The organism is Natronosalvus sp. KLKA75 (assembly GCF_059736265.1).
In genome coordinates this window covers 1,683,746-1,703,395 of sequence record NZ_CM185522.1, presented here as the reverse complement: position 1 = coordinate 1,703,395, position 19,650 = coordinate 1,683,746, and the positions used below count along the sequence as shown (strand labels likewise).

At 60.7% G+C, this 19,650-nt stretch carries 17 protein-coding genes and 1 tRNA gene; 15 read left to right on the top strand and 3 right to left on the bottom strand.

Translation table 11 applies throughout. From position 1 onward, the window contains the following. Positions 1-87 precede the first annotated feature (87 nt). Both sod and AC6I65_RS08155 read left to right on the top strand, forming a co-directional pair. Positions 88-690, top strand: coding sequence for a superoxide dismutase [Mn] (gene sod / locus AC6I65_RS08160; RefSeq protein ID WP_497901425.1), 603 nt, complete (start codon positions 88-90; stop codon positions 688-690). A 147-nt stretch (positions 691-837) separates the two neighbouring features. Further along, complete coding sequence (locus tag AC6I65_RS08155) at positions 838-1,104, top strand: DUF5827 family protein (RefSeq protein WP_497901424.1); 267 nt, start codon at positions 838-840, stop codon at positions 1,102-1,104. Between the two features lie 43 nt (positions 1,105-1,147). Here the strand turns inward: AC6I65_RS08155 and AC6I65_RS08150 are convergent, their stop codons facing one another. Beyond that, entirely contained in the window at positions 1,148-1,726 is a 579-nt protein-coding gene (locus tag AC6I65_RS08150) for an MBL fold metallo-hydrolase (RefSeq protein WP_497903179.1), read from the bottom strand. A 126-nt stretch (positions 1,727-1,852) separates the two neighbouring features. Here AC6I65_RS08150 and AC6I65_RS08145 point away from each other — a divergent pair, with 126 nt between their 5' ends. The 3 genes from AC6I65_RS08145 to AC6I65_RS08135 all read left to right on the top strand — a co-directional run bounded on the left by AC6I65_RS08145 (position 1,853) and on the right by AC6I65_RS08135 (position 4,450). Then, positions 1,853-3,049 carry a DUF4897 domain-containing protein gene (locus tag AC6I65_RS08145; protein ID WP_497901423.1) on the top strand — a complete coding sequence of 399 codons (1,197 nt, stop codon included), beginning with the start codon at positions 1,853-1,855 and terminating at the stop codon, positions 3,047-3,049. 82 nt (positions 3,050-3,131) lie between these two features. Continuing rightward, positions 3,132-3,206, top strand: a tRNA-Glu gene (locus AC6I65_RS08140). Between the two features lie 167 nt (positions 3,207-3,373). Further along, positions 3,374-4,450, top strand: coding sequence for a tyrosine-type recombinase/integrase (locus tag AC6I65_RS08135; RefSeq protein WP_497901422.1), 1,077 nt, complete (start codon positions 3,374-3,376; stop codon positions 4,448-4,450). Positions 4,451-4,652: 202 nt separating this feature from the next. Here AC6I65_RS08135 and AC6I65_RS08130 read toward each other — a convergent pair whose 3' ends face one another. Next, on the bottom strand, positions 4,653-5,732 hold the full coding sequence (locus AC6I65_RS08130; protein WP_497901421.1) for a M42 family metallopeptidase: 1,080 nt from the start codon (positions 5,730-5,732) through the stop codon (positions 4,653-4,655). A 274-nt stretch (positions 5,733-6,006) separates the two neighbouring features. Between AC6I65_RS08130 and AC6I65_RS08125 the strand changes: the two genes are divergently transcribed. From AC6I65_RS08125 to dacB, 6 genes are read left to right on the top strand one after another with little or no spacing between them, the layout of a single operon-like run. Beyond that, positions 6,007-7,620 (top strand): ABC transporter substrate-binding protein, encoded by a 1,614-nt coding sequence (locus tag AC6I65_RS08125; protein ID WP_497901420.1) that lies wholly within the window; start codon positions 6,007-6,009, stop codon positions 7,618-7,620. A gap of 34 nt (positions 7,621-7,654) precedes the next feature. Then, the gene (locus tag AC6I65_RS08120) at positions 7,655-8,605 is read left to right on the top strand and encodes an ABC transporter permease (RefSeq protein ID WP_497901419.1); all 951 of its coding nucleotides are present in this window, start codon (positions 7,655-7,657) and stop codon (positions 8,603-8,605) included. Between the two features lie 60 nt (positions 8,606-8,665). After that, positions 8,666-9,730, top strand: coding sequence for an ABC transporter permease (locus AC6I65_RS08115; RefSeq protein WP_497901418.1), 1,065 nt, complete (start codon positions 8,666-8,668; stop codon positions 9,728-9,730). Beyond that, on the top strand, positions 9,727-10,770 hold the full coding sequence (locus tag AC6I65_RS08110) for an ABC transporter ATP-binding protein (protein ID WP_497901417.1): 1,044 nt from the start codon (positions 9,727-9,729) through the stop codon (positions 10,768-10,770). The genes AC6I65_RS08115 and AC6I65_RS08110 overlap by 4 nt, the downstream gene beginning before the upstream one ends. An 18-nt stretch (positions 10,771-10,788) precedes the next feature. Beyond that, positions 10,789-12,102 carry an ABC transporter ATP-binding protein gene (locus AC6I65_RS08105; RefSeq protein ID WP_497901416.1) on the top strand — a complete coding sequence of 438 codons (1,314 nt, stop codon included), beginning with the start codon at positions 10,789-10,791 and terminating at the stop codon, positions 12,100-12,102. Further along, positions 12,092-13,438 (top strand): D-alanyl-D-alanine carboxypeptidase/D-alanyl-D-alanine endopeptidase, encoded by a 1,347-nt coding sequence (gene dacB / locus AC6I65_RS08100; RefSeq protein ID WP_497901415.1) that lies wholly within the window; start codon positions 12,092-12,094, stop codon positions 13,436-13,438. The genes AC6I65_RS08105 and dacB overlap by 11 nt, the downstream gene beginning before the upstream one ends. Before the next feature lie 174 nt (positions 13,439-13,612). On the opposite strand, the gene AC6I65_RS08095 is transcribed toward dacB, so the two are convergent. Continuing rightward, a complete protein-coding gene (locus AC6I65_RS08095; protein ID WP_497901414.1) occupies positions 13,613-14,314 on the bottom strand; it encodes a helix-turn-helix domain-containing protein in 702 nt (233 codons plus the stop codon). A gap of 193 nt (positions 14,315-14,507) precedes the next feature. Here AC6I65_RS08095 and AC6I65_RS08090 point away from each other — a divergent pair, with 193 nt between their 5' ends. From AC6I65_RS08090 to AC6I65_RS08075, 4 genes are all read left to right on the top strand, one after another. After that, positions 14,508-16,022 (top strand): amidase family protein, encoded by a 1,515-nt coding sequence (locus tag AC6I65_RS08090; protein ID WP_497901413.1) that lies wholly within the window; start codon positions 14,508-14,510, stop codon positions 16,020-16,022. A 110-nt stretch (positions 16,023-16,132) separates the two neighbouring features. Next, entirely contained in the window at positions 16,133-17,398 is a 1,266-nt protein-coding gene (gene lysA, locus AC6I65_RS08085; RefSeq protein ID WP_497901412.1) for a diaminopimelate decarboxylase, read from the top strand. Further along, entirely contained in the window at positions 17,385-18,392 is a 1,008-nt protein-coding gene (locus AC6I65_RS08080) for a C40 family peptidase (RefSeq protein ID WP_497901411.1), read from the top strand. Before lysA ends, AC6I65_RS08080 begins: the two co-directional genes overlap by 14 nt. After that, positions 18,389-19,477: a dipeptide epimerase gene (locus tag AC6I65_RS08075; RefSeq protein WP_497901410.1), complete on the top strand. Its 1,089-nt coding sequence runs from the start codon at positions 18,389-18,391 to the stop codon at positions 19,475-19,477. Before AC6I65_RS08080 ends, AC6I65_RS08075 begins: the two co-directional genes overlap by 4 nt. Positions 19,478-19,650 lie beyond the last annotated feature (173 nt).

The following is a 19,650-nucleotide window of genomic DNA, read 5'->3' as shown; positions in this document are numbered from 1 at the left end:
CGAAGCCGATAGATTGTGGGGTGTGATAGCGTTTCCCTCCTCAATGTTTAACAGGTCAGCGGTCGATTGCCCAACCGGTGTTCACCAATGACTGACCACGAACTGCCACCACTGCCGTACGACTACGACGCACTCGAGCCATCCATCTCCGAACAGGTCGTAACCTGGCACCACGACACCCACCATCAGGGGTACGTCAACGGCCTGAACTCGGCCGAGGAGGAACTGGCACAGAACCGCGAGGACGGCGACTTCGATTCGACGCCGGCAGCGCTGGAGAACGTCACGCACAACGGCTGTGGACACTACCTCCACACGCTGTTCTGGGAGAACATGTCCCCGAACGGCGGCGGCGAACCCGAGGGTGACCTCGCCGACCGCATCGAGGAGGACTTCGGCTCCTACGAGGCCTGGGAGGGCGAGTTCAAGGCCGCTGCGGGCGCCGCCGGCGGCTGGGCGCTTCTGGTCTACGACCCAGTCGCGAAGCAGCTCCGCAACCTCAAAGTCGATCGGCATGACCTCCACGCGCTCTGGGGCGCTCACCCCATCCTCGCGCTGGACGTCTGGGAACACTCGTACTACTACGACTACGGCCCGGACCGTGGAAGCTTCATCGACAGCTTCTTCGACGTCGTCAACTGGGACTCCGTCGCCGAGGAGTACCAGACGTGTCTCGACCACTTCGAGTAAGCGACGACTCCGTACATCATCGCACTTTTTTGGCACCGACAGCGAGCGAGTAGCGACGCGCGTGAAGGGACGCGCTTAGAGCGACTCGCCTCGAGCGACGAACGTCGAAACCCACACCGTTTAGCCGCGAGGCCCGTTAGTCGAGGTATGCCCGTTCCAAAGGACGAATTCGACACCTTGCCGCCGTGTGACTTCTACACGCCCGAGGAACTCCTCGAGGACGACCAGATGTACAGCGTCTACGAAATTGCCCGGCTCTTGCAGGGGCTGGATCCGAACGCGGAAATCGACCGCGAGACGGAGGACATCCTCCTCGACTGGGCGATTCCGTGGATCATGACCAACGCAGAGGACCTGGTGGTGGGCGAACCGCGAACCGACGACGAACCGGGCTACTACGGCCTCAAATCCTGAACATCGAGGAGACCAGCGAGACCAGTGAGGCCAGCGAGCGCTGTCAGGCCTGCCTGGCCATCCGACTCGCCAGTTCGACGTGTTCGTACGGCCCGTCGGTGACGCTCGGCCCGTGACCGACGTGAAGCGCCTCGAGTCCGGGGTCGATTCGTTCGAGTAGCCGACCGATGCTGTCGATGAGCGTCGATCGATCACCCTCCGGGAGGTCGGTTCGCCCGAACGCGCCGTTCTGGAAGACAAGGTCGCCAGCGAACAGCACGCCTGTCTCGCGTGCGTACAGACAGAGGTGATCGTCCTTGTGGCCAGGCGTGTGCAACGCGACGTACTCGTCGTCGCCGAGGACGACCGTCGCCTCGTCCGCGAGTTCGTGGTCGACGCCGTCGGCCGACACGTCGAACCCCCAGACGTCGACGTCAAAGGCCGTCGCGACGGCCTCGAGATTACCGACGTGATCGGGGTGGGTGTGAGTGAGCACCACGGCATCGAGCGCGTCGACGTGTTCGCGGATCGCCTCGACGACGTCGAAGTTCGCTCCCGTATCCACGAGGACGGTCCGATCGCCAGTGACCAGGAAGGCGTTGCTCGTGAACACCTGCTTGCCTGCAGCGAGATTTGCGATCATCGCCAGCAAGTACGTCTCGGGCCACTTTGTGCGTATCGACACGTGATTTCAGGCGGTTGGGGTGCGTACCGTAGTGGAATCGACATTCACAAGGTCTTTTACTGAGAGCACGTACAAGAGAGACGAATGAACGGGTCGGCTCTTCGAACAGGGATCCTCGTGATCGCTCTCCTCGTCGCCACAATCGGTGGCGGAACGCTGGTGGCCGCCGACGATTCGACCACCGCGGTCGAACGAGAGCGGCAACCGGGTATGGACACCGGACAGCCAGCGTTCGGCGCTGGCGAGGATCGATTCGCGAACACCGCCGCCTCGTTCCAGGAGCAGGGCTTCGAAACGACGACGTTCATCGTCACAGTCAACGACGACGGATCGGCCATCTGGACGTTCCGATACGAACGCATTCTCGAGGACGACGAGGCTGAGGCGGAATTCGAGACGTTCGCCGAAGAGTTCGAGTCCGAAGAGACGGAACGATACACGGACTTCAAGGACCAGGCAAACGCCCTCCTCACCATCGGTCGAGAGGAGACCGATCGCGAAATGAAGGCGACCGACTTCAACCGAACAGCCAGAATCGAACAGCGGTTCAATACGAGAGGCGTCGTCGAGATGTCGTTCACGTGGAACGGATTCGCGCAGGTAAACGACGGCGAAGTCGTCGCTGGCGACGTGTTCGAAGGGAACTTCGTCATCTCCTCCGACCAGACACTCGTCATCGAAACAGGTGACGACCTGCGGTTCGCCGACGTCCAACCGGCCGGCGAGCTCAGTGCATCGTCCCTCGAAGCCAGTGATTCGGTCACCTGGACCGGCCGAAAACAGTTCCTGGCCGGTCAGCCACGCGTCATTTTCGAGACCGAATCGGCGGGTGGATCGGTCGAACCAGACGGGGACACAGAAAACGAGTCGGCGCTCCCGATATCCACCATCGCACTGGCACTCGCTGGCGGTGCGATCTTGTTCGGTCTCCTCGCTGCCGGTATCTCCCGGTACGGCCTCCTGTCGAGGACAGACCAATCGGATCCGGATACACGCCCCGAGCCGACTCGAGAACCCGACCAATCGTCCGCCCAGCCGATACCGGACGACGAACTCCTCAGCGATGAGGATCGGGTTATCTCACTCATTCGAGAGCGAGGTGGCCGAATGAAACAGGTCAACATCGTCGACGAAACCGGCTGGTCGAAGTCGAAGGTGAGCATGTTGCTCTCGGAGATGGAATCCGACGGTACCATCAGCAAACTTCGCGTCGGTCGGGAGAACATCATCAGCCTCGAGGGATTCGAACCGGAGGCGGCCAGATCGCCGTTCGAGGAGTGATCCGCGCATGCGACGGCTGGTCACAGTACCGATGAAACGCAACCCTTAAACAGTCTTCTCGGCAAGCATAGATTGCAAACCCGCTCCGTTGGTGTAGTCCGGCCAATCATATTGCCCTCTCACGGCAATGACCAGGGTTCGAATCCCTGACGGAGCATCCTTTTCCCGACGCCGTCTCCCGATTTCGAGTCCGTGCTAACCTCACGTAAGCATGAAACTCGAAGGCAATGCGATTGAGATGGTCGGGTTACCCCGACGCCGTATAGCGATTCCGACTATTTGCCCTGCAATCCGATTCGCAGGATTCGTTCGGGAGGGAGAGCGATGGATCTAAGCGAGTTCACGCTCGTTCCGGGCCCGACCGAAGACCGACTCGGCGAACGGCAACTGATCGATTACCGAACCGAGCGAGAGGAGATGGTCAAGTGGCTGCTCACGTTCGGCATCGAGCCGGAGAAAGCGAACGGCTACGCAGAGAGTACGGTCAAAAACCGGATCTACCGGATGGACCAGTTCTGCCGATTCGTCTGGGACTGCGATGGCCAGTACACGACGGCAGTCACGCACGACCACGCGGATGCATGGATGCAGGAACTGGCCTACGCCGAGTGTAGCGACACCCACCGCGACCTGTGTCAGAAGGCCGTGCGGATGCTGTTCAAGTGGCGTGCCTACGAGCGCGGTGGCGAGGAATGGGAGCCCACGATCACGTTCAGTTCGAACGACGGGACGACAACGCCGCGCGATTATCTCACGCTACAGGAGCGAAAACTCATCCGCGAAGCGGCGTTGGAGTACGGGAGCATCCCGTCCTACAACAACGTCAGCCCACGGGAACGCAGCGAGACTAACGCCTATCTCGCCCAGCGGTTCGAGAAACCCGTTGAGGAGATCACGAAACGCGACTGGAAGCGTGCGAATAGCTGGAAGATCCCCAGCCTTGTCAGCGTCAGCCTCGACGCCGCGTTACGGCCCATTGAAGTCGAGCGGTCCGTGGCCGGATGGGTCGATCTGGAAAACGGGATTTTGCGCATTCCGATCGAGGATAGCTCCAAGAACGAAGACAACTGGCGCGTCAGCCTCAGCAAGCGCTCTGTCAGTATGCTCGAGCGATGGCTCGACCAACGAGCAACATACGATCTGTACAACGGACGCGATGAGCTGTGGTTGACACGCGAGGGGAACCCGTACGGATCCGCGTCGCTTCGACGCATCCTCCACCAACTGTGTGAGATCGCTGGCATTGACTACGAAAACCGGAAGATGAGCTGGTACACCATCCGCCACTCGACGGGGACGTATATGACGCGTGAAGAGGATCTGGCAGCCGCACAGACACAGCTCCGACACAAGAGCCCGGAGACGACGATGAAGTACGATCAGGCTCCAGTCGAAGATTGACAGAACGCATTAGATCGAATAGGATAACTCCCGCACTGTCACTATTCGCTTTTGCATAGGCGTATCATGATCGTATAATATTCGAATTCTCAATCAATATGAACGTCTAACCCAGGGTTTGCGGAAGATTCGTTGCCGAAGCTAGAATGCTCTTTCCGCTCCGACGTCTCGCTATTCGCTATCGTCTTCCAGGGTGGACGAGTTAACGGTTCAGTCGACCACGGACGTCAGTTCGCTCCGGAAACGGGGACTCGAGTGCGGCTACGAGCATGGCGGCCGTTTTCTCGGCGTCAGCGAGGTCGATCAGTTCGACTGGTGAGTGGGTGTACCGACAGGGAACGGCAATTGCCCCGGCGTGACGTCCGCGACCGGCGCTTTGAAACTCGGTTGCGTCGGTAGTTCCACCGATCATGAGGTCGTGTTGGAGAGACACATCGGCGGTTTCGCCGGCCCGTTTCAGCCACTCGAGGCTCTGTCTATCGACGAGGACGCCGCCGAAGAGGTACTCCGAGGTCCCGTCGCCAAATTCGACGACGGGACCCGCTCCGAGTTCGACGTCGACCGATCGGTCGCCGTCGATCGGGTAGTCGTCAGTCGGAAAGATCTCGAGGGCGACGGCGACGTCGGGATCGACGTCGTGAACCGCGGCACGGGCGCCCCGCAGGCCGACTTCCTCCTGGACGGTCGCGACGTAATGGACCGTTCTATCGGGTTCGGCGGTTCGCGCGACAGCGACTAAAATTGCGAGGGCGATTCGGTCGTCGAGCGCTCGACCCGTGACTCGCCCGTTGGCGAGAGTCGTCAGTTCGCGGTCCCAGGTCGCCTGATCGCCGGGTTCGACGTTCAATTCAGCGACTTCCGCTCGACTCCGTGCGCCGAGATCGATGTGAAGGGTCTCTGGAAGAGCGTTTTTCTCCTCGGCGTCCATGAAGTGTCGCGGCTTGGCCCCGATGACGCCCGGGACTTCGTCTGGTCCGACGCGCACTTGTTGACCGAGCAAATACCCTCGATAGTGACCGCCGAGCATCGAGAACGAACAGAACCCATCGTCGGAAATCGCGTCGATCAGGAACGCGAGTTCGTCGGTGTGAGCGGCGAGCATGACCTCTTCGTCGTCTCCGTCGCCGTAACTCGTCGCGACCACGTTCCCCATCGCGTCCCACGAAACCTCGTCGACGTACGGTTCGATCAGTTCCTCGAACGTTCGAGCGACGTGATATTCTCGTCCAGGCCCGCCACGAGCAGCGACGAGACGGTCTAGTTCGGCTCGATCGATATCCATGGATAGCGTGTTAGGTCAGCCGTGGTAGCTCTTGGGGCATCGGCACGCCGCTCGAACGAGCAGCGAGAACGCTTGTTGTTTCGTCGACGATTAGCAAATTCGAGGATGCTACGTGGAAATACGGCTGAGATCGAACCGGTCGAGTAGTGGTCTAGCATGATAGGGTGTGTCTATTTTCCTGTAATGAAGAGAGAAGGTAACACACTGAGGACTGTTCGCAATGAACAAGAAACGCGTTACTTCAGACCTGAATCGGCGTAGGTTCGTTAAATCGATGGCGGCCGCCGGGACCGCCGGGCTTTTCGCGGGATGTCTCGGAGCGAATCCAGACGACAGCGGAGACGGGGGGACCTTCCGAATCGCCACGTCCGACGAAGTAGAGACCTTCGATCCGCGGATGAATCAGATGGCGTGGTACAGTTCCGCTGCCCACTACATGTTCGATTCGCTCCTCATGATGAAGCCGGACGGAAACGGTACGGTCCCACACCTTGCAGACGGCGAACTCGAGGAGGTCGACGAAACGACGTTCGTCGCCAACATCCGCGACGACGTTTACTTCCACAACGACACGCAGCTGACCGCCGAAGACGTCGCGTACTCGCTCAATTGGGTCCGAAACCCGGACAACGACTCGCCAAACCTCTCGAACGTCGAGTTCATCGACGAAGTCGAAGCGACCGGTGAGTTCGAGGCAACACTCCACCTCGAGTATCCGTCGGGACTCCTGGAGCGAACCCTTACGGAAATGAACGCGGCGATCGTGTCGAAAGAAGCCGCCGAAGAGATGGGCCAGGAGGAGTTCGCACAGAATCCGGTCGGGAGCGGTCCGTTCAAACTCGAGAATCACGAACCGTCTGCCAGCGTCGAACTCGTGAGCCACGACGAGTACTTCCTCGGCGAACCCGAACTCGACGGGCTCGAGTACCGAATCATCCCGGAGACGGAAGTCGGCTACGTCGAACTGGCGGACGGCAGTATCCACCGGTCCGGCGTGACGGAAACATTGCTCGACGAAGCGCAAAATGACGAGGATATCGACGTCTATCAGCTCGACAACTTCGACTTTCAGGGGTTCACCGTCAACTGTCTCGAGGGACCGTTCGAGGACGTCAGGGCACGCGAAGGGCTCCACTATCTCATCGATTACGACGACCTGATGACGGGAGCCGTGGGCGATCTCGGTAGTCGAAACTGGGGGCACATGCCCCAGGGCGTCATCGACGCGTGGGACTTCCCGGCCGACGAGTGGGAAGAGAAGTACTATCCCGAACAGGATTACGATCGTGCCCTCGAATTGTTCGAGGAAGCGGGGATCGGGACCGATTTCGACGTCGAAATCACCGCAATGTCCGGTGAGGCAACGACCGGACGGGCGACGGTCCTCCAGAACGAGTTCGAAGAGGCCGGTATTAGCGCGACGGTCAGCGAGGTTTCCGACGGCGAGTGGCTCGAATCTCTCGATACCGGCGACTTCGATATCACCACGTACGGCTGGGGTGGCGACGACGATCCTGACGGGTACTACTACTACATGTTTCGTGATCTCGTGAACGACGACGGCGGGATGAGCGACGACGTCGTCGGCCACTCGTCGATCGGCTACCTCTACGAGGGCGCGAGAAAACGCGGAGAAGACGAGCACCTCGAGGATCTCGAACGCCTGGACGAAATCGTCCGTGCCGCTCGAGAGACCACTGACAGGGACGAACGCTACGACTACTACGTCGAGGCCGTCGATCTCCTGATGCCACTGTACCCCATTATCGGCGTGTACTCCGCCGAGAGCGCGACCGGCGTGCACTCGTCCGTCGAGGGGTACGAACCGACGCCGTTCGGAGAACAAGAAGCGTTCAACGAGTGGCAGCAAGCCACGGTCGACAACTGAACCGAGCCGAGACGAGGATGCCAACCAGGTAATAATGGGATTATCTCGATATACCCTCCGGCGGCTCGTCCAACTCGTTCCCGTCCTGTTCGGAATTGTAACGCTGACATTCGTCATGATTCACGCGTTGCCGGGCGATCCCGTTCGCCTGTACCTCGGAACCGAGCCGGGACAGGAGTTGGCCGACGAACTGATCGAGAGCCACGGCTTCGACAGACCGCTCTACGAACAGTACTTCGAGCACATCTGGCGACTCGCACAGGGTGATCTCGGTCAATCGTTCGTCTACAACCGGCCGGTATCCGATCTCATCTGGGAGCGCATGGAGCCGACGCTCGTCGTCATGGGACTGTCGTACATCGTGGCGCTACCGGTCGCCATCGGACTCGGGATATACGGCGCCGCCCGCCACAACGAAGCCGGCGACCACGTGTCGAGATTCGCCGGATTAGCCGGGATTTCGACGCCAAACTTCTGGCTGGCGTTGATGCTTATATACGTGTTGACGTACCACCTCGGACTTCTTCCCGCATCCGGATACACCTCGCCGTTCATCGACCCGGTCGAGTCTGCGACGTTACTTATCATGCCCGTCATGACGCTCGCGACGGCGCAGACCGCGTTGCTCATGCGAATGACTCGCTCGAGCATGATCGAGGAACTCCGCACGGACTACGTCGAAACGGCTCGTGCCTACGGAATTCGGGAGCGAAAGATCTTGGTCCGTCACTCGTTTCGAAACGCGCTGTTGCCGCTCATCACGATCGTCGGTCTCCAACTGTCGACGTTGCTCGGCGGAAGCGTCATCGTCGAAGAAATCTTTGCCATTCCCGGTCTCGGACGGCTATTCTTCGACTCGCTCATCGATCACGATTACTCCGTCGCCGTCGGTGTGACGCTGTTCTTCTCGACGATATTCCTGATCGGCGTCGTGATTACCGACATCGCGTACGCGTACATCGATCCACGGATCAAATATGATTGACACAACACCGATTACGATTTCGAGCGGTCACCACTCGACTCCGTTACGGGGTGAGGACGGATGAGTCACGAGAGAACGCGTGAGGAGAGAGCAGAGCTCGACACGAAAAGCGGTTACGCCACGACGATCCTGAAACTCAGGCACAGTCCGACGTCGATCGTCGGACTCAGCATCATCGGGGTGCTCGTCCTGATGGCGGTATTCTCCGCCATCGATGGCTTCCTGTTCGACCGGGCTATCATCACGTGGATCCACGCGGACCCGTACGCGATGGATCAGAGCATGCGGTACGCGGAACCCTCGTCAGCGCACCCGCTCGGAACAGATCAGTACGGACGCGACGTCTTGTCGCGTCTCATCTACGGAAGTAGAACGGCGCTTACGATAGGTATCGTTTCCGTCGGAATCAGCTTCGTCGGCGGAGTCGTTATCGGCTCGGTCTCCGCGTACTTCGGTGGCTACGTCGACGACGGCCTGATGCGATCAGTCGAGGTCCTGTACGCGATTCCCGGCCTCGTCCTCGCGATGATCTTCATGGCGATTTTCGGGCCGAGCATCTACAACCTCTTCATCGCGTACGGTATCGTCGGTATCCCGGCGTACGCACGGGTAATGCGTTCGGAGGTACTCTCCTTGCGCGATCGACAGTACGTCGAAGCGGCGAAGCTCGCGGGGCTTCCACGGCGAACGATCCTCTTTCGAGAGATCGTTCCGAACGGGCTCGCCCCGGTTGTGGTTCAGGCGACGCTCTCGATGGGTACCATCATTATCGGGGCGGCCGCACTGTCATTCCTCGGATTCGGCGTTCAGCCACCAACGGCCGACTGGGGTCGAATGCTCGCCGACGGTCGAACGGCGCTGCTCGTCGCCTGGTGGGTCGCCTTGTTCCCCGGTCTAATGATCTTCCTCACAGTCATGGGATTCAACATGCTCGGCGATGGATTGCGAGACGTAATGGACCCGAAGATGACCGTCGAAGACGTCGGGATCGACGACTTCGATCTCGACGAGTTCCCGTCGGAGCCGAACAGTGAGTATGGATTCGGCGAGTTCGAGGGCGACGGTCGGTCACCGACCAGTACGGACGGTGGGTCGGGCGTGTACGACGGCGGTGATCGCCAGTGAGTCTTCTCGAAGTCGAGGACCTGCGGACGTACTTCTTCACGTCCGGCGGGATCGTTCAGGCCGTCGACGGTGTCACCTTCGAGGTCGACGCCGGCGAATCGTTCGGAATCGTCGGCGAGAGCGGGGCCGGTAAAAGTGTCGCAGTCAAGAGCCTCATGGGATTGATTCGCGATCCGGGCCGGATCGTCGACGGCAGCATCCGATTCGACGGTCGTGAATTGACCGATCTTTCCGAACGCGAACTCAGACGGGAGATCCGAGGAAACGAGATCTCGATAATCTTTCAGGATGCCATGTCGGCGCTCAACCCCGTCTTTCCCGTTGGAGACCAGATCGAGGAAGTCATCGTCGAGAACACGGACCGATCGCCAGCAGAGGCCAGGGAGCGAACGATCGAACTACTCGACGACGTCGGTATTCCGGATCCCGAACAGCGGGTCGACGAATATCCGCACCAGTATTCCGGCGGGATGCAACAGCGAGCGATGATCGCGATGGCGCTCGCGTGCGACCCACGGCTGATCATCGCCGACGAGCCGACCACGGCACTCGATGTCACGATTCAGGCGAGTATCCTCGAGCTGTTCGACGAGATTCAGGAGAAGTACGAGACGAGCATGGTCTACGTTACGCACGACCTGGGCGTCGTTCGAGAGGTGTGCGACCGCGTCGGCGTGATGTACCTCGGCAAGCTGATCGAGCGTGCACCGTACGAGGAACTGTACCGGAACCCGAAACACCCCTACACGCAGTCCTTGCTCAACTCGGTGGTGACGCCGGACGAGACGCTCGACGAAATCAATCCGATCGCCGGAACGATGCCGAGCGCAATGGCGCCACCATCGGGCTGTCGGTTCCACACTCGCTGTCCGGTCGCATTCGACGACTGTCCGAAAGCGATCCCGCCGTCCTACGACGTTGGCGACGACAGCCACCACGAGGTCGCGTGCCTTCTCTACGACGAGACTGTTACACGAAAGAAGCCCGCATTGCACGAACAGGGTACCGAGACGATGGATGGAGAAACTGCCGATGACTGAACCACTCCGGAGGTACGTATGAGCACCAGTAAACAGCGTGAGAGTACGGACGAGCGAATCGATCGCGTCGATGGCCGAGAACCGTTGCTCGAGGTCCGAGACCTGAAAAAACACTTTCCGGTTCACTCCGGTCTCTTCGCGTCGATTCGTTTCGACCGCGACTCGAACGGATTCCCCGTTCGGTTCGACGAGTCGAGCGTGAAAGCCGTCGACGGAGTGAACTTCACGGTCGAACCTGGTGAGACCCTCGGTGTGGTCGGCGAGTCCGGATGTGGAAAGTCCACCCTGGCACGGACGATAGTCGGCCTCGAGGAACCGACCGAGGGGAAGATTCGGTTCGATGGCGAGCGGACCGACGAAATCGACGAATCCGAGTTCCGAAAACGGACGCAGATGGTGTTTCAGGACCCACAATCCAGCCTAAACGGTCGACGGAAAGTCGGACGCATCATCGAAGATCCGCTCGAGGGCGCCGGGTGGGAGAAATCGAAACGCCAGGAGCGCTCGCTCGAGTTACTCAACCAGGTCGGTCTCAAGCGAGAGTACTACGACCGGTATCCACACGAGTTTTCCGGCGGGCAACGCCAGCGAATCAACCTCGCGAGAGCACTGGCGGTCAACCCCGACCTCGTGATCGCTGACGAACCGGTCAGCGGTCTGGACGTCAGCGTCCAGGCACAGATTCTCAATCTGATGGACAATCTCCAAGAAGAGTACGGACTCACGTACCTCCTCATCTCGCACGACCTGAGCGTCGTCAGGTACATCGCAGACCGGGTCGCCGTGATGTACCTCGGCGAGTTCGTCGAACTGTCCCCGACGGAAGCGCTATTCACAGAGCAGCACCATCCGTACACCAGATCGCTCTTGCGCTCAGTCCCAAACCCAGACCCGGATCAGCCGGGCGTTCAGTCGACGCTCGGTGGAACCGTCCCGAGTGCTTCGGACCCCCCGCGAGGCTGTCGATTCCACACTCGCTGTCCATCGTTCATCCTCCCGGACGGCTTTACCGCAGACGGATACGAAGCGTACGAGAATCTCCTGTCCGACGTTCGTAACAGGGGGATTGACACCGCTGCTGACGGTGCGGTCGATGTCGTCGACGCGTACCTCGGCGATTCGGACGGAGTTCCGGCCACGGCACGCGAAGACGCCAAGCAGGCTAGTGAACGCGCGTTAGAGGGTGAGTGGGAATCCGCCAGGGAGGTCCTCGAAGGCCACGAATCGATCTGCCAGTCGAATCCGCCGCCACTCGAGCCCACGACGCATTCCGACCGCGCCGCTGCGTGCCACATCAACTTCGACGACCGAGGTGAGGATCGTGAGTCTTGATGGGCAGACCGACACGCGATCCCATGTCGAATCGGTGCTGCCAGACCTGGACCGAATAAGTGCGAGCGTGTATGCCGCCGATCTGCGTACGAACGAACCGATAGTCGCGATCAATCCGACGGTTCCGCAGTTGCCGGCGTCGAACGCGAAACTCGTCACGGCGGCGAGAGCGTTCGCCGAATTGGGGCCCACCTACCGATTCGAGACGACGGTCCATGCGGACGGCGAGATCAGGGACGGACACCTCTTCGGCGATCTCGTCCTCACCGCACGAGGCGCACCGGACGTCTCACAGGCGGACCTCATGACGATCGCCGACGGAGTCGCTGCAGCGGGAATCGAGACCATCGCCGGTGAGATCGTCGTCGACGCTTCGGCGTTCGATCGAGAGTCACTCGGTCCAGGTTGGACGTGGGACGACGGACAGTTCGCTTACGGTGCCAAGAGCACGCCGCTTGCGATCGAGCGAAACACGGTCGACATCACAGTCAGCCATCGTACCGATTCGGTGACGGTCGACGCGTCGCCGACGTCCGAAATCGTGCGAATCGAGTCCGACGTCGAGTCGGGACCAACCGAACGACTCGAGGTGTACAAGAAACGTGCCTCCGAAGTCATTCGAGTCGAAGGTGAGATCCCGCCGGGCGAGACGGCTGTCGAAGCCAGTCCCGTCGACGATCCGATGATGCACGCGAGCTCGCTTCTGCGAGACGCGCTCGAGGCGAAGTCGATCGATATCGATGGCTGGATACGAATCGAACAGGACTCGGTCGAGACGGACGGGGCCCCGTGTGTGACCGTCGAGTCGGCACCGCTCTCGACGCTCGTACGTGACATGCTCGTCACCTCGGACAACTTCGTAGCCGAACAGCTCGCGCGGACGATCGCGCTGGAACTGGAGGGGCAGGGCTCGTGGGACGCCTGGCGAGAACACGCGGAGGCGTTTCTCACGAATCATGGTAGCGATGCCGCTCGACTCTGCGACGGCTCGGGCCTGTCACGGTACAACCTGCTGTCGGCCTCGAGTGTGAGCGCGGTCCTCGAGTGGTGTCTCGAACAGCCCTGGGGCGAACAGTACCGTCAATCCCTCCCGCTTGCCGGCACCGAAGGGACGGTCGAAAATCGACTCACGGACGTGTCGCTTCCGGTCAGAGCCAAAACAGGTACGTTGACCGGCGTTCGGACGCTCTCGGGATATGTCGAAGACCACGACGGCAAGCCCGCGGTAGTCTTCTCCTGTCTCCTCTCGAATCTCACCGGTGAGTGCGAGGCGACGGCCACGGAACGAATCGACGAACTGGTCGGAGAGATTATCGAAGCGGCCGACCTCGATTGACGTACTTCTCACTCTGAAGCGTGTGGATTTTCTCTTCGAAGCTGCGGAACGGATCGCAATCTCAGATACGAGCGGGGTTCTCTGGGGTCGACAAAACCGCTGCAATCGCTTGTTCATCGACACTCACCAATACAAAACGGTCCGAACGGCTCGGTCCGGCGAGTAACCACACTCCTAGCGGAGCGAGAGTTCGTTCCGCTCCTCTTCTTTGACAGTGGTGAGTACTCGTTTGAGGATCATCGCTTCACCTTTTCGAAGGTGCTCAAGTGCTGTCGGACCGGAGACGTCGTGTTTTTCGGCGAGATCCTTCGCAGCGACGTCGCGTGGCCAGCCGTAATACCCTTCCTCGACCGCCGAGAGGAGGTACGTCATCTGCCGATCGGAGAGGTCGTCTCTGAGTGCGTCGATGAGGGTATAATTCGTTGATGCGTCGGGTTCGTAGTCGACGACGCGGCGAACGTCGACGTCAGCGACCGCTTCCAGGTCGGCGATAGCGGAACTGATCGCCTCGCCGTCGGCGAGCAACGTCCAGTGCTCTGTGTCGTCGGTGATCCGAATTTCACCGATGGGCGTCAGTGACGATTCCACGATCGTGTCGTAGACCGAACTCGTCGCATCGAAACGCGCGTGAAAGCGGAGGTGGCAAGAGCCCGTCTCGAGGAGGTCCGTCGCTCGAACGGCCGGGTACGTCGCAACCGTTTCTGCGACTGCTTGCAGGTCGAGGTCGCCCTCACCGGTGACGACCAGCGTCGCCAGAATGTCGGTCCCGTCCGAACAGATATCGGTGATAACGAGCGTGGCCGACGGATACTCGCGAGTTATCGACAGCATCCAGCACGGCTTGTGCCACAGCGTCAAATCGATCCGTTTTTTCATAGGAGGGAGATTGTGCCTATTGTTGCCACGCTACGTATAAAAATTTACGGTCGAACGTATCGTTTAACATATTGGTATACTGGGTTGGATTACGTCAGTAGTCGGCAGCAGACGCCATCAGAACACGAGGTTGTAGACGATATATACGTGCAGTGGACTATTTAGTAATCGCGACGGTACCAGTTTACAGTACATGTCTTCGACACCCGTTGACGGGGATATTGACGTCGTCGAGGCGACGATCGAGGAACTCCACGAAGGTATCGAGATGGAGTTGCTCACTGCCGAATCGATCGTCGAACGATACCTCGACCGAATAGAGCAGTACGACGACGAACTGAACGCGATTCTCACGGTCAATTCGAATGCCGCCGAACGAGCGAGACAGCTCGACGCTCGATTCGAATCCGACGGTTTCGTCGGCCCGCTCCACGGCATCCCGACCATTCTGAAGGACAATCACGACACGGACGACATGCCGACGACGGCCGGATCGGTTGCCCTCGCTGAATCGGTCCCGCTGCGGGACGCGTTCATCGTCGAACGGCTTCGAGAAGCGGGCGCGATCGTCCTCGCCAAAGCGAACTTACAGGAGTTTTCCTTCGGCGTCGATACGATCAGTTCGCTTGGCGGTGAAACGCGAAACGCCTACGCGCTGGATCGGCGTCCGTCGGGCTCGAGCGGCGGAACGGCGGCGGCGATCGCCGCAAACCTCGGCACGGTCGGAACGGGAACTGACACGTGTTCGTCCGTTCGGTCGCCACCCGCGTTCAACAACCTCGTGGGACTCCGACCGACCAGCGGACTGGTTAGCAAAACCGGGATCGTGCCGCTGAGCGAGACGCAGGACACGGCGGGGCCCATCACCCGAACCGTTGCCGACGCTGCGCGGATGCTCGACGTGATGGCCGGCTATGATCCGGACGATCCGGACACGGCAGTGAGCGTGGGCAATGTCCCCGATACGGGATACGGTTCCCACCTCGACGAACGTGGTCTCGAGGGTGCCCGTATCGGCGTCGTAAGGGAGTTGTTCGGGTTGCAGAACGAAGAGAGCGCCTCTCGGGACGCCGCGACTGCGGTGACCTCCGTGATCAAGCGCGCGCTCGAGGACCTGGAGGCGGCCGGAGCGACGGTCGTCGACCCGGTCGAAATCATCGACTTGGACTATCTCGCCTCCGCCCGGGTCATCGGCTACGAGTTTAAACGAGACATCAATCGCTACCTGGCAGGGTTAGGGGACGACGCACCCTACGAAACTATTGGGGAGATTCTCGAAGCGGAGGTGATCGCGCCGCCAGTTCAATCCCGACTGGAGGAAGGAATCATGCTGGCTATCGATACCGAGGCGCTGGAGCAGGATACCGGGTACCTCCGTCGGCTCGAGCGACGGCGAGAACTCAGGACCGATACACTCGATCGGATGGCCGAACACGACCTCGACGCGCTGTTGTATCCGCCGTCGACGATCCCGCCAGTACGGATCCCGGACCATCAGCCGTTCGAGGAACTGTCGTGTGAACTCGCCGCTAACACGGGTCTCCCCTCGATCGTCGTTCCGGCCGGATTCACCGACGACGGACTCCCTGTGGGCGTGGAATTTCTGGGTCGCCGATTCGCCGAACCCCGGTTACTCGAGCTCGCCTACGCCTACGAACAGAACACGAACCATCGACGGTCACCGGACGGATTCGGACCGCTGACGTAGCCACACGCAATTTCTGGTTCGTGATTTCGCGGTCCGTTAACGCCAACGAACGCGAGCGTCTAGCATGCGAGGGTGTAAACTTTCCCCGGTACTCTGTGACATAGCGAGTAATGGAATTAGGAGCCCGGAAGGAACGGCTCACCGAAATCGCATCCGAGCTACTCTCTCCATACGGGACGCCGGTATACGTCTTCTTCGAGGACGATATCAGAGAGAACTATCGAACGCTGCGGAACGCACTCGACGAACAGTATTCAGACTCAGTCATCCATTTTGCCGTCAAATCGAACTACAATCCGGGGGTTCTCAGAGTGCTTCGGAACGAGGGCTGTCACGCGGAGGCGTATGCTTACGGCGAACTATCGGCAGCCCTCGAAGCCGGCTACGAACCCGGCGAGTTACTGCTGACGGGAATGAATCGACGTCCCGAGGACGTCGAGCGAGCGCTTTCGCTCGGCGTCGAGTACCTCCTCGTCGACAACGCGACTGAACTAGAGCGGTTACTCGACGTGGCGGAGAAAACGGAAACGCGACCGAAGGTGTTGATCCGCGGGAATCCCGCGATGGAGGTGCCGACGCACCCCGAGGTAGCGACGGCGACGCGGGAAACCAAGTTCGGTCTCGATATCGACTCCGGGCGGGCGATGGAGGTCGCAGAACGTGCCGCATCGTCCCCTGCAGTCGAGCTTGCCGGCGTCCAGCTCCACATCGGTAGTCAAATCCGTGGCATCGAACCGTACAACGTTGCCGCCCGCGAAATGCTCGCGTTCGCGGCGGAGATACGGGACGAGCTCGACGTCCTGATCGACGTCCTCGATCTCGGCGGCGGCTTCCCCATCCAGTACGATGACCCGGTTCCGGATACCGAGGAGATCGTCGCGGAGATCGCGACGACGGTTCGCGAGACCGCCGCCGAGTTCGAGTTGTCGCTTCCCACGCTGTTTTTCGAGCCGGGTCGGCGACTCGTCGGCAATGCCGGTACCCTGGTGTCGACCGTCGGCGTCGTCAAGGAGACGCCACACACGGACTTCGCCGTTCTCGACGCCGGAACGAACGCGTTGTCGTCGTACTGGCCGTATCCGATCTATGCTCTCAAAGACGGCGAGCGAAGCGAGCAGTACGACGTCGCCGGACCGCTCTGTTACTCCGGCGACGTCATTGCAGAAGGCATTTCGTTACCGCCGCTCGAGCGCGGCGACTACCTCGCGATCGACCGAATTGGTGCGTACTCGCTCGGCAGCGCCTCACATACGAACGCACAACCGAAGCCCCCGGTGGTGCTCGTCCGGTCAGACGGGGATGTAGACGTAATCCGCCGACCAGAGCGTGCGAAAGACGTCATCGCAAAATCGGTGGTGCCAGATGACCTCCAGTGAACGCCTCGGCGTTCAGCGAGCGAAGACCGTGTACGCCCCGGACGAGCGCGTCGCCTGTTTCGAGGTTGACGTCACAACGAGGGATCGTGGAACGGTCGTCCTCTCAGGAACTGTACAGACCGATAGGGTCCGTCGTTGCCTCCTCGAGACGGTCGACCGGACGAGTGCGCGCGACATTCACGATAATCTCTCCGTACTCGAAGACCACGCCGAGCCGCGAACGACCGATCGCCGCGTGCTTCCCGTCTTCGGCGCGCCGGACGACGATGCTGAACAGGTCACGCAGCTACTGTACGGGGCTGCCGTGACTGCGTACGACGAGCGTGATAGGTGGCATCGGGTACGGACGCCCGGCAACTACCTCGGCTGGGTCGACGCGACTGCGCTGACGGACGTCGGAGGGACCGCACAGGACGAGTGGGTCGCAGACGCGGTGATCACCGCTGTCCCGGCCACGCCGGTCGAGACGTCTGATACCTCGATGAGGACCGTTCCCGCCGGCACTGACTGCCGACTCGAGTCTCGAGACGATGATCGCGTTACCGTCTCGTTCCGGACTGGCGCTCGGATGACGCTTCCGGCCTCCGCTGTTGGTGAAATGACGCCGGTAGGAACGGGCGACGACGTCGTCGCCGTCGCACGGCAGTTCCTCGAAACGCCCTACGAGTGGGGCGGATTGACGATTGAGGGAATCGACTGTTCCGGGCTGGTCTGGGTATCCTACGCCACCATCGGCCTCTCGCTTCCACGAGATGCGGACCAACAGGAGACGATGGGCGTGGACGTCGATCGAGCCGACCTCGCACCCGGCGACCTCCTCTTTTTCCCGGGACACGTCGCGATCAGCCTCGGCGGGACCGAGTACATCCATGCGTACGGCGGCGACGACGAGGTAACCATCAACAGCCTCGATCCGGACTCCGATCGGTATCTCAAATCGCTCGACGACTCGATGACGGGGGCGAGGCGATTGCTCTCGGAGGGCCACCCGTGATCGTCGACCGCGTCGACGTCTACGCTGTCGAGTTTCCGCTGACGGATAGCTTCGAGATCTCACTCGGATCGAAACATCGGGCGACGAACGTGCTCGTCGAACTCGAGACCGAATCGGGAGCCGTCGGCTGGGGAGAAGGCGCTCCGCTCGAATCGATCACGGGCGAAACCGCCGATAGCGCGGTCGCGTGCGCCACCGCTGGAACGTCGGTCCTCGAGGGACGAGACCTGCGGGATCGTCGGAAACTCGTCGCCGAACTCGATGCGGCGCTTCCGGAGGCCGTCTCCTCGCGGCTGGCACTCGAGACGGCACTATACGACGCCTACTGTCGGGAGCGGGGTATCGCCCTCGCGGAGTGTTTCGGCGGCCGTCCGCGTCCCGTCAGAACCGATCTGACGGTCTCGATCGTCGATCCGGAGACCGCAGCCGAAGAAGCGAGGGCTGCGCTCGAGGCGGGCTTCGACGAAATCAAGGTCAAGGTCGGCGGGAGCGTCGAGTCGGACATCGAGCGCGTCGCTGCCGTCCGCGACGTCGCACCCGACGCGGAGATCAAGGTCGACGCGAATCAGGGGTGGTCGCCGAAGGAGGCGATTCAGTTCGCCGAGAGAGCGGCGACGAGAGGTCTGGATCTCGAACTCCTCGAGCAACCCGTCCACCGAGAGGACATCAGCGGGCTGAAACGGGTTACCGAAACTGTCCCTATACCAGTCGCTGCCGACGAAGCAGTCTTCACACCCGCAGACGCGCATCGTATCGCGGCAGAAGACGCCGCTGACGTCATCAACATCAAGGCTGCGAAATCGGGGCTGACCGGCGGCGCTGCCATCGCCGAAATCGCCCGCGGCGCGAACCTCGAAGTGATGATCGGCTGCATGCTCGAGAGCGCTCTCGGACTCCACGCCAGCGCGCACCTGGTCGCCGGCCTCGGAGACTTTTCGTACGTCGACCTCGACGGCAACCACTCGTTCGAACGGGGAATCACCGACGTTCCGACGGGGCCGACGCACGAACTCTCCGGCCCCGGACACGGCGTCGTCCCGGATCCCGAGGTCGTTCCCGACACGCCTATCCGCGACGGCGACTGACGATACCCGTCGCTTTGAAACGAAGGGTGGCGACGACAATTCAGTCGTGACGCGCGTACTGTCCTTACTCGAGGAAGGTACTCGAGCACGAGCGTACACGGTCGCCATCGCCGTCACTGGAACCACAGCGGACCGTCTACTCGAGGTCGCAGTCAGTCACCGGTCGCCACGAG

Coding starts and splice junctions, on each gene's coding strand:
- sod (WP_497901425.1), top strand. CDS start 88: ATGACTGACCACGAACTGCCACCACTGCCGTACGACTACGACGCACTC.
- AC6I65_RS08155 (WP_497901424.1), top strand. CDS start 838: ATGCCCGTTCCAAAGGACGAATTCGACACCTTGCCGCCGTGTGACTTC.
- AC6I65_RS08150 (WP_497903179.1), bottom strand. CDS start 1,726: ATGATCGCAAATCTCGCTGCAGGCAAGCAGGTGTTCACGAGCAACGCC.
- AC6I65_RS08145 (WP_497901423.1), top strand. CDS start 1,853: ATGAACGGGTCGGCTCTTCGAACAGGGATCCTCGTGATCGCTCTCCTC.
- AC6I65_RS08135 (WP_497901422.1), top strand. CDS start 3,374: ATGGATCTAAGCGAGTTCACGCTCGTTCCGGGCCCGACCGAAGACCGA.
- AC6I65_RS08130 (WP_497901421.1), bottom strand. CDS start 5,732: ATGGATATCGATCGAGCCGAACTAGACCGTCTCGTCGCTGCTCGTGGC.
- AC6I65_RS08125 (WP_497901420.1), top strand. CDS start 6,007: ATGGCGGCCGCCGGGACCGCCGGGCTTTTCGCGGGATGTCTCGGAGCG.
- AC6I65_RS08120 (WP_497901419.1), top strand. CDS start 7,655: ATGGGATTATCTCGATATACCCTCCGGCGGCTCGTCCAACTCGTTCCC.
- AC6I65_RS08115 (WP_497901418.1), top strand. CDS start 8,666: ATGAGTCACGAGAGAACGCGTGAGGAGAGAGCAGAGCTCGACACGAAA.
- AC6I65_RS08105 (WP_497901416.1), top strand. CDS start 10,789: ATGAGCACCAGTAAACAGCGTGAGAGTACGGACGAGCGAATCGATCGC.
- AC6I65_RS08095 (WP_497901414.1), bottom strand. CDS start 14,314: ATGAAAAAACGGATCGATTTGACGCTGTGGCACAAGCCGTGCTGGATG.
- AC6I65_RS08090 (WP_497901413.1), top strand. CDS start 14,508: ATGTCTTCGACACCCGTTGACGGGGATATTGACGTCGTCGAGGCGACG.
- lysA (WP_497901412.1), top strand. CDS start 16,133: ATGGAATTAGGAGCCCGGAAGGAACGGCTCACCGAAATCGCATCCGAG.
- AC6I65_RS08080 (WP_497901411.1), top strand. CDS start 17,385: ATGACCTCCAGTGAACGCCTCGGCGTTCAGCGAGCGAAGACCGTGTAC.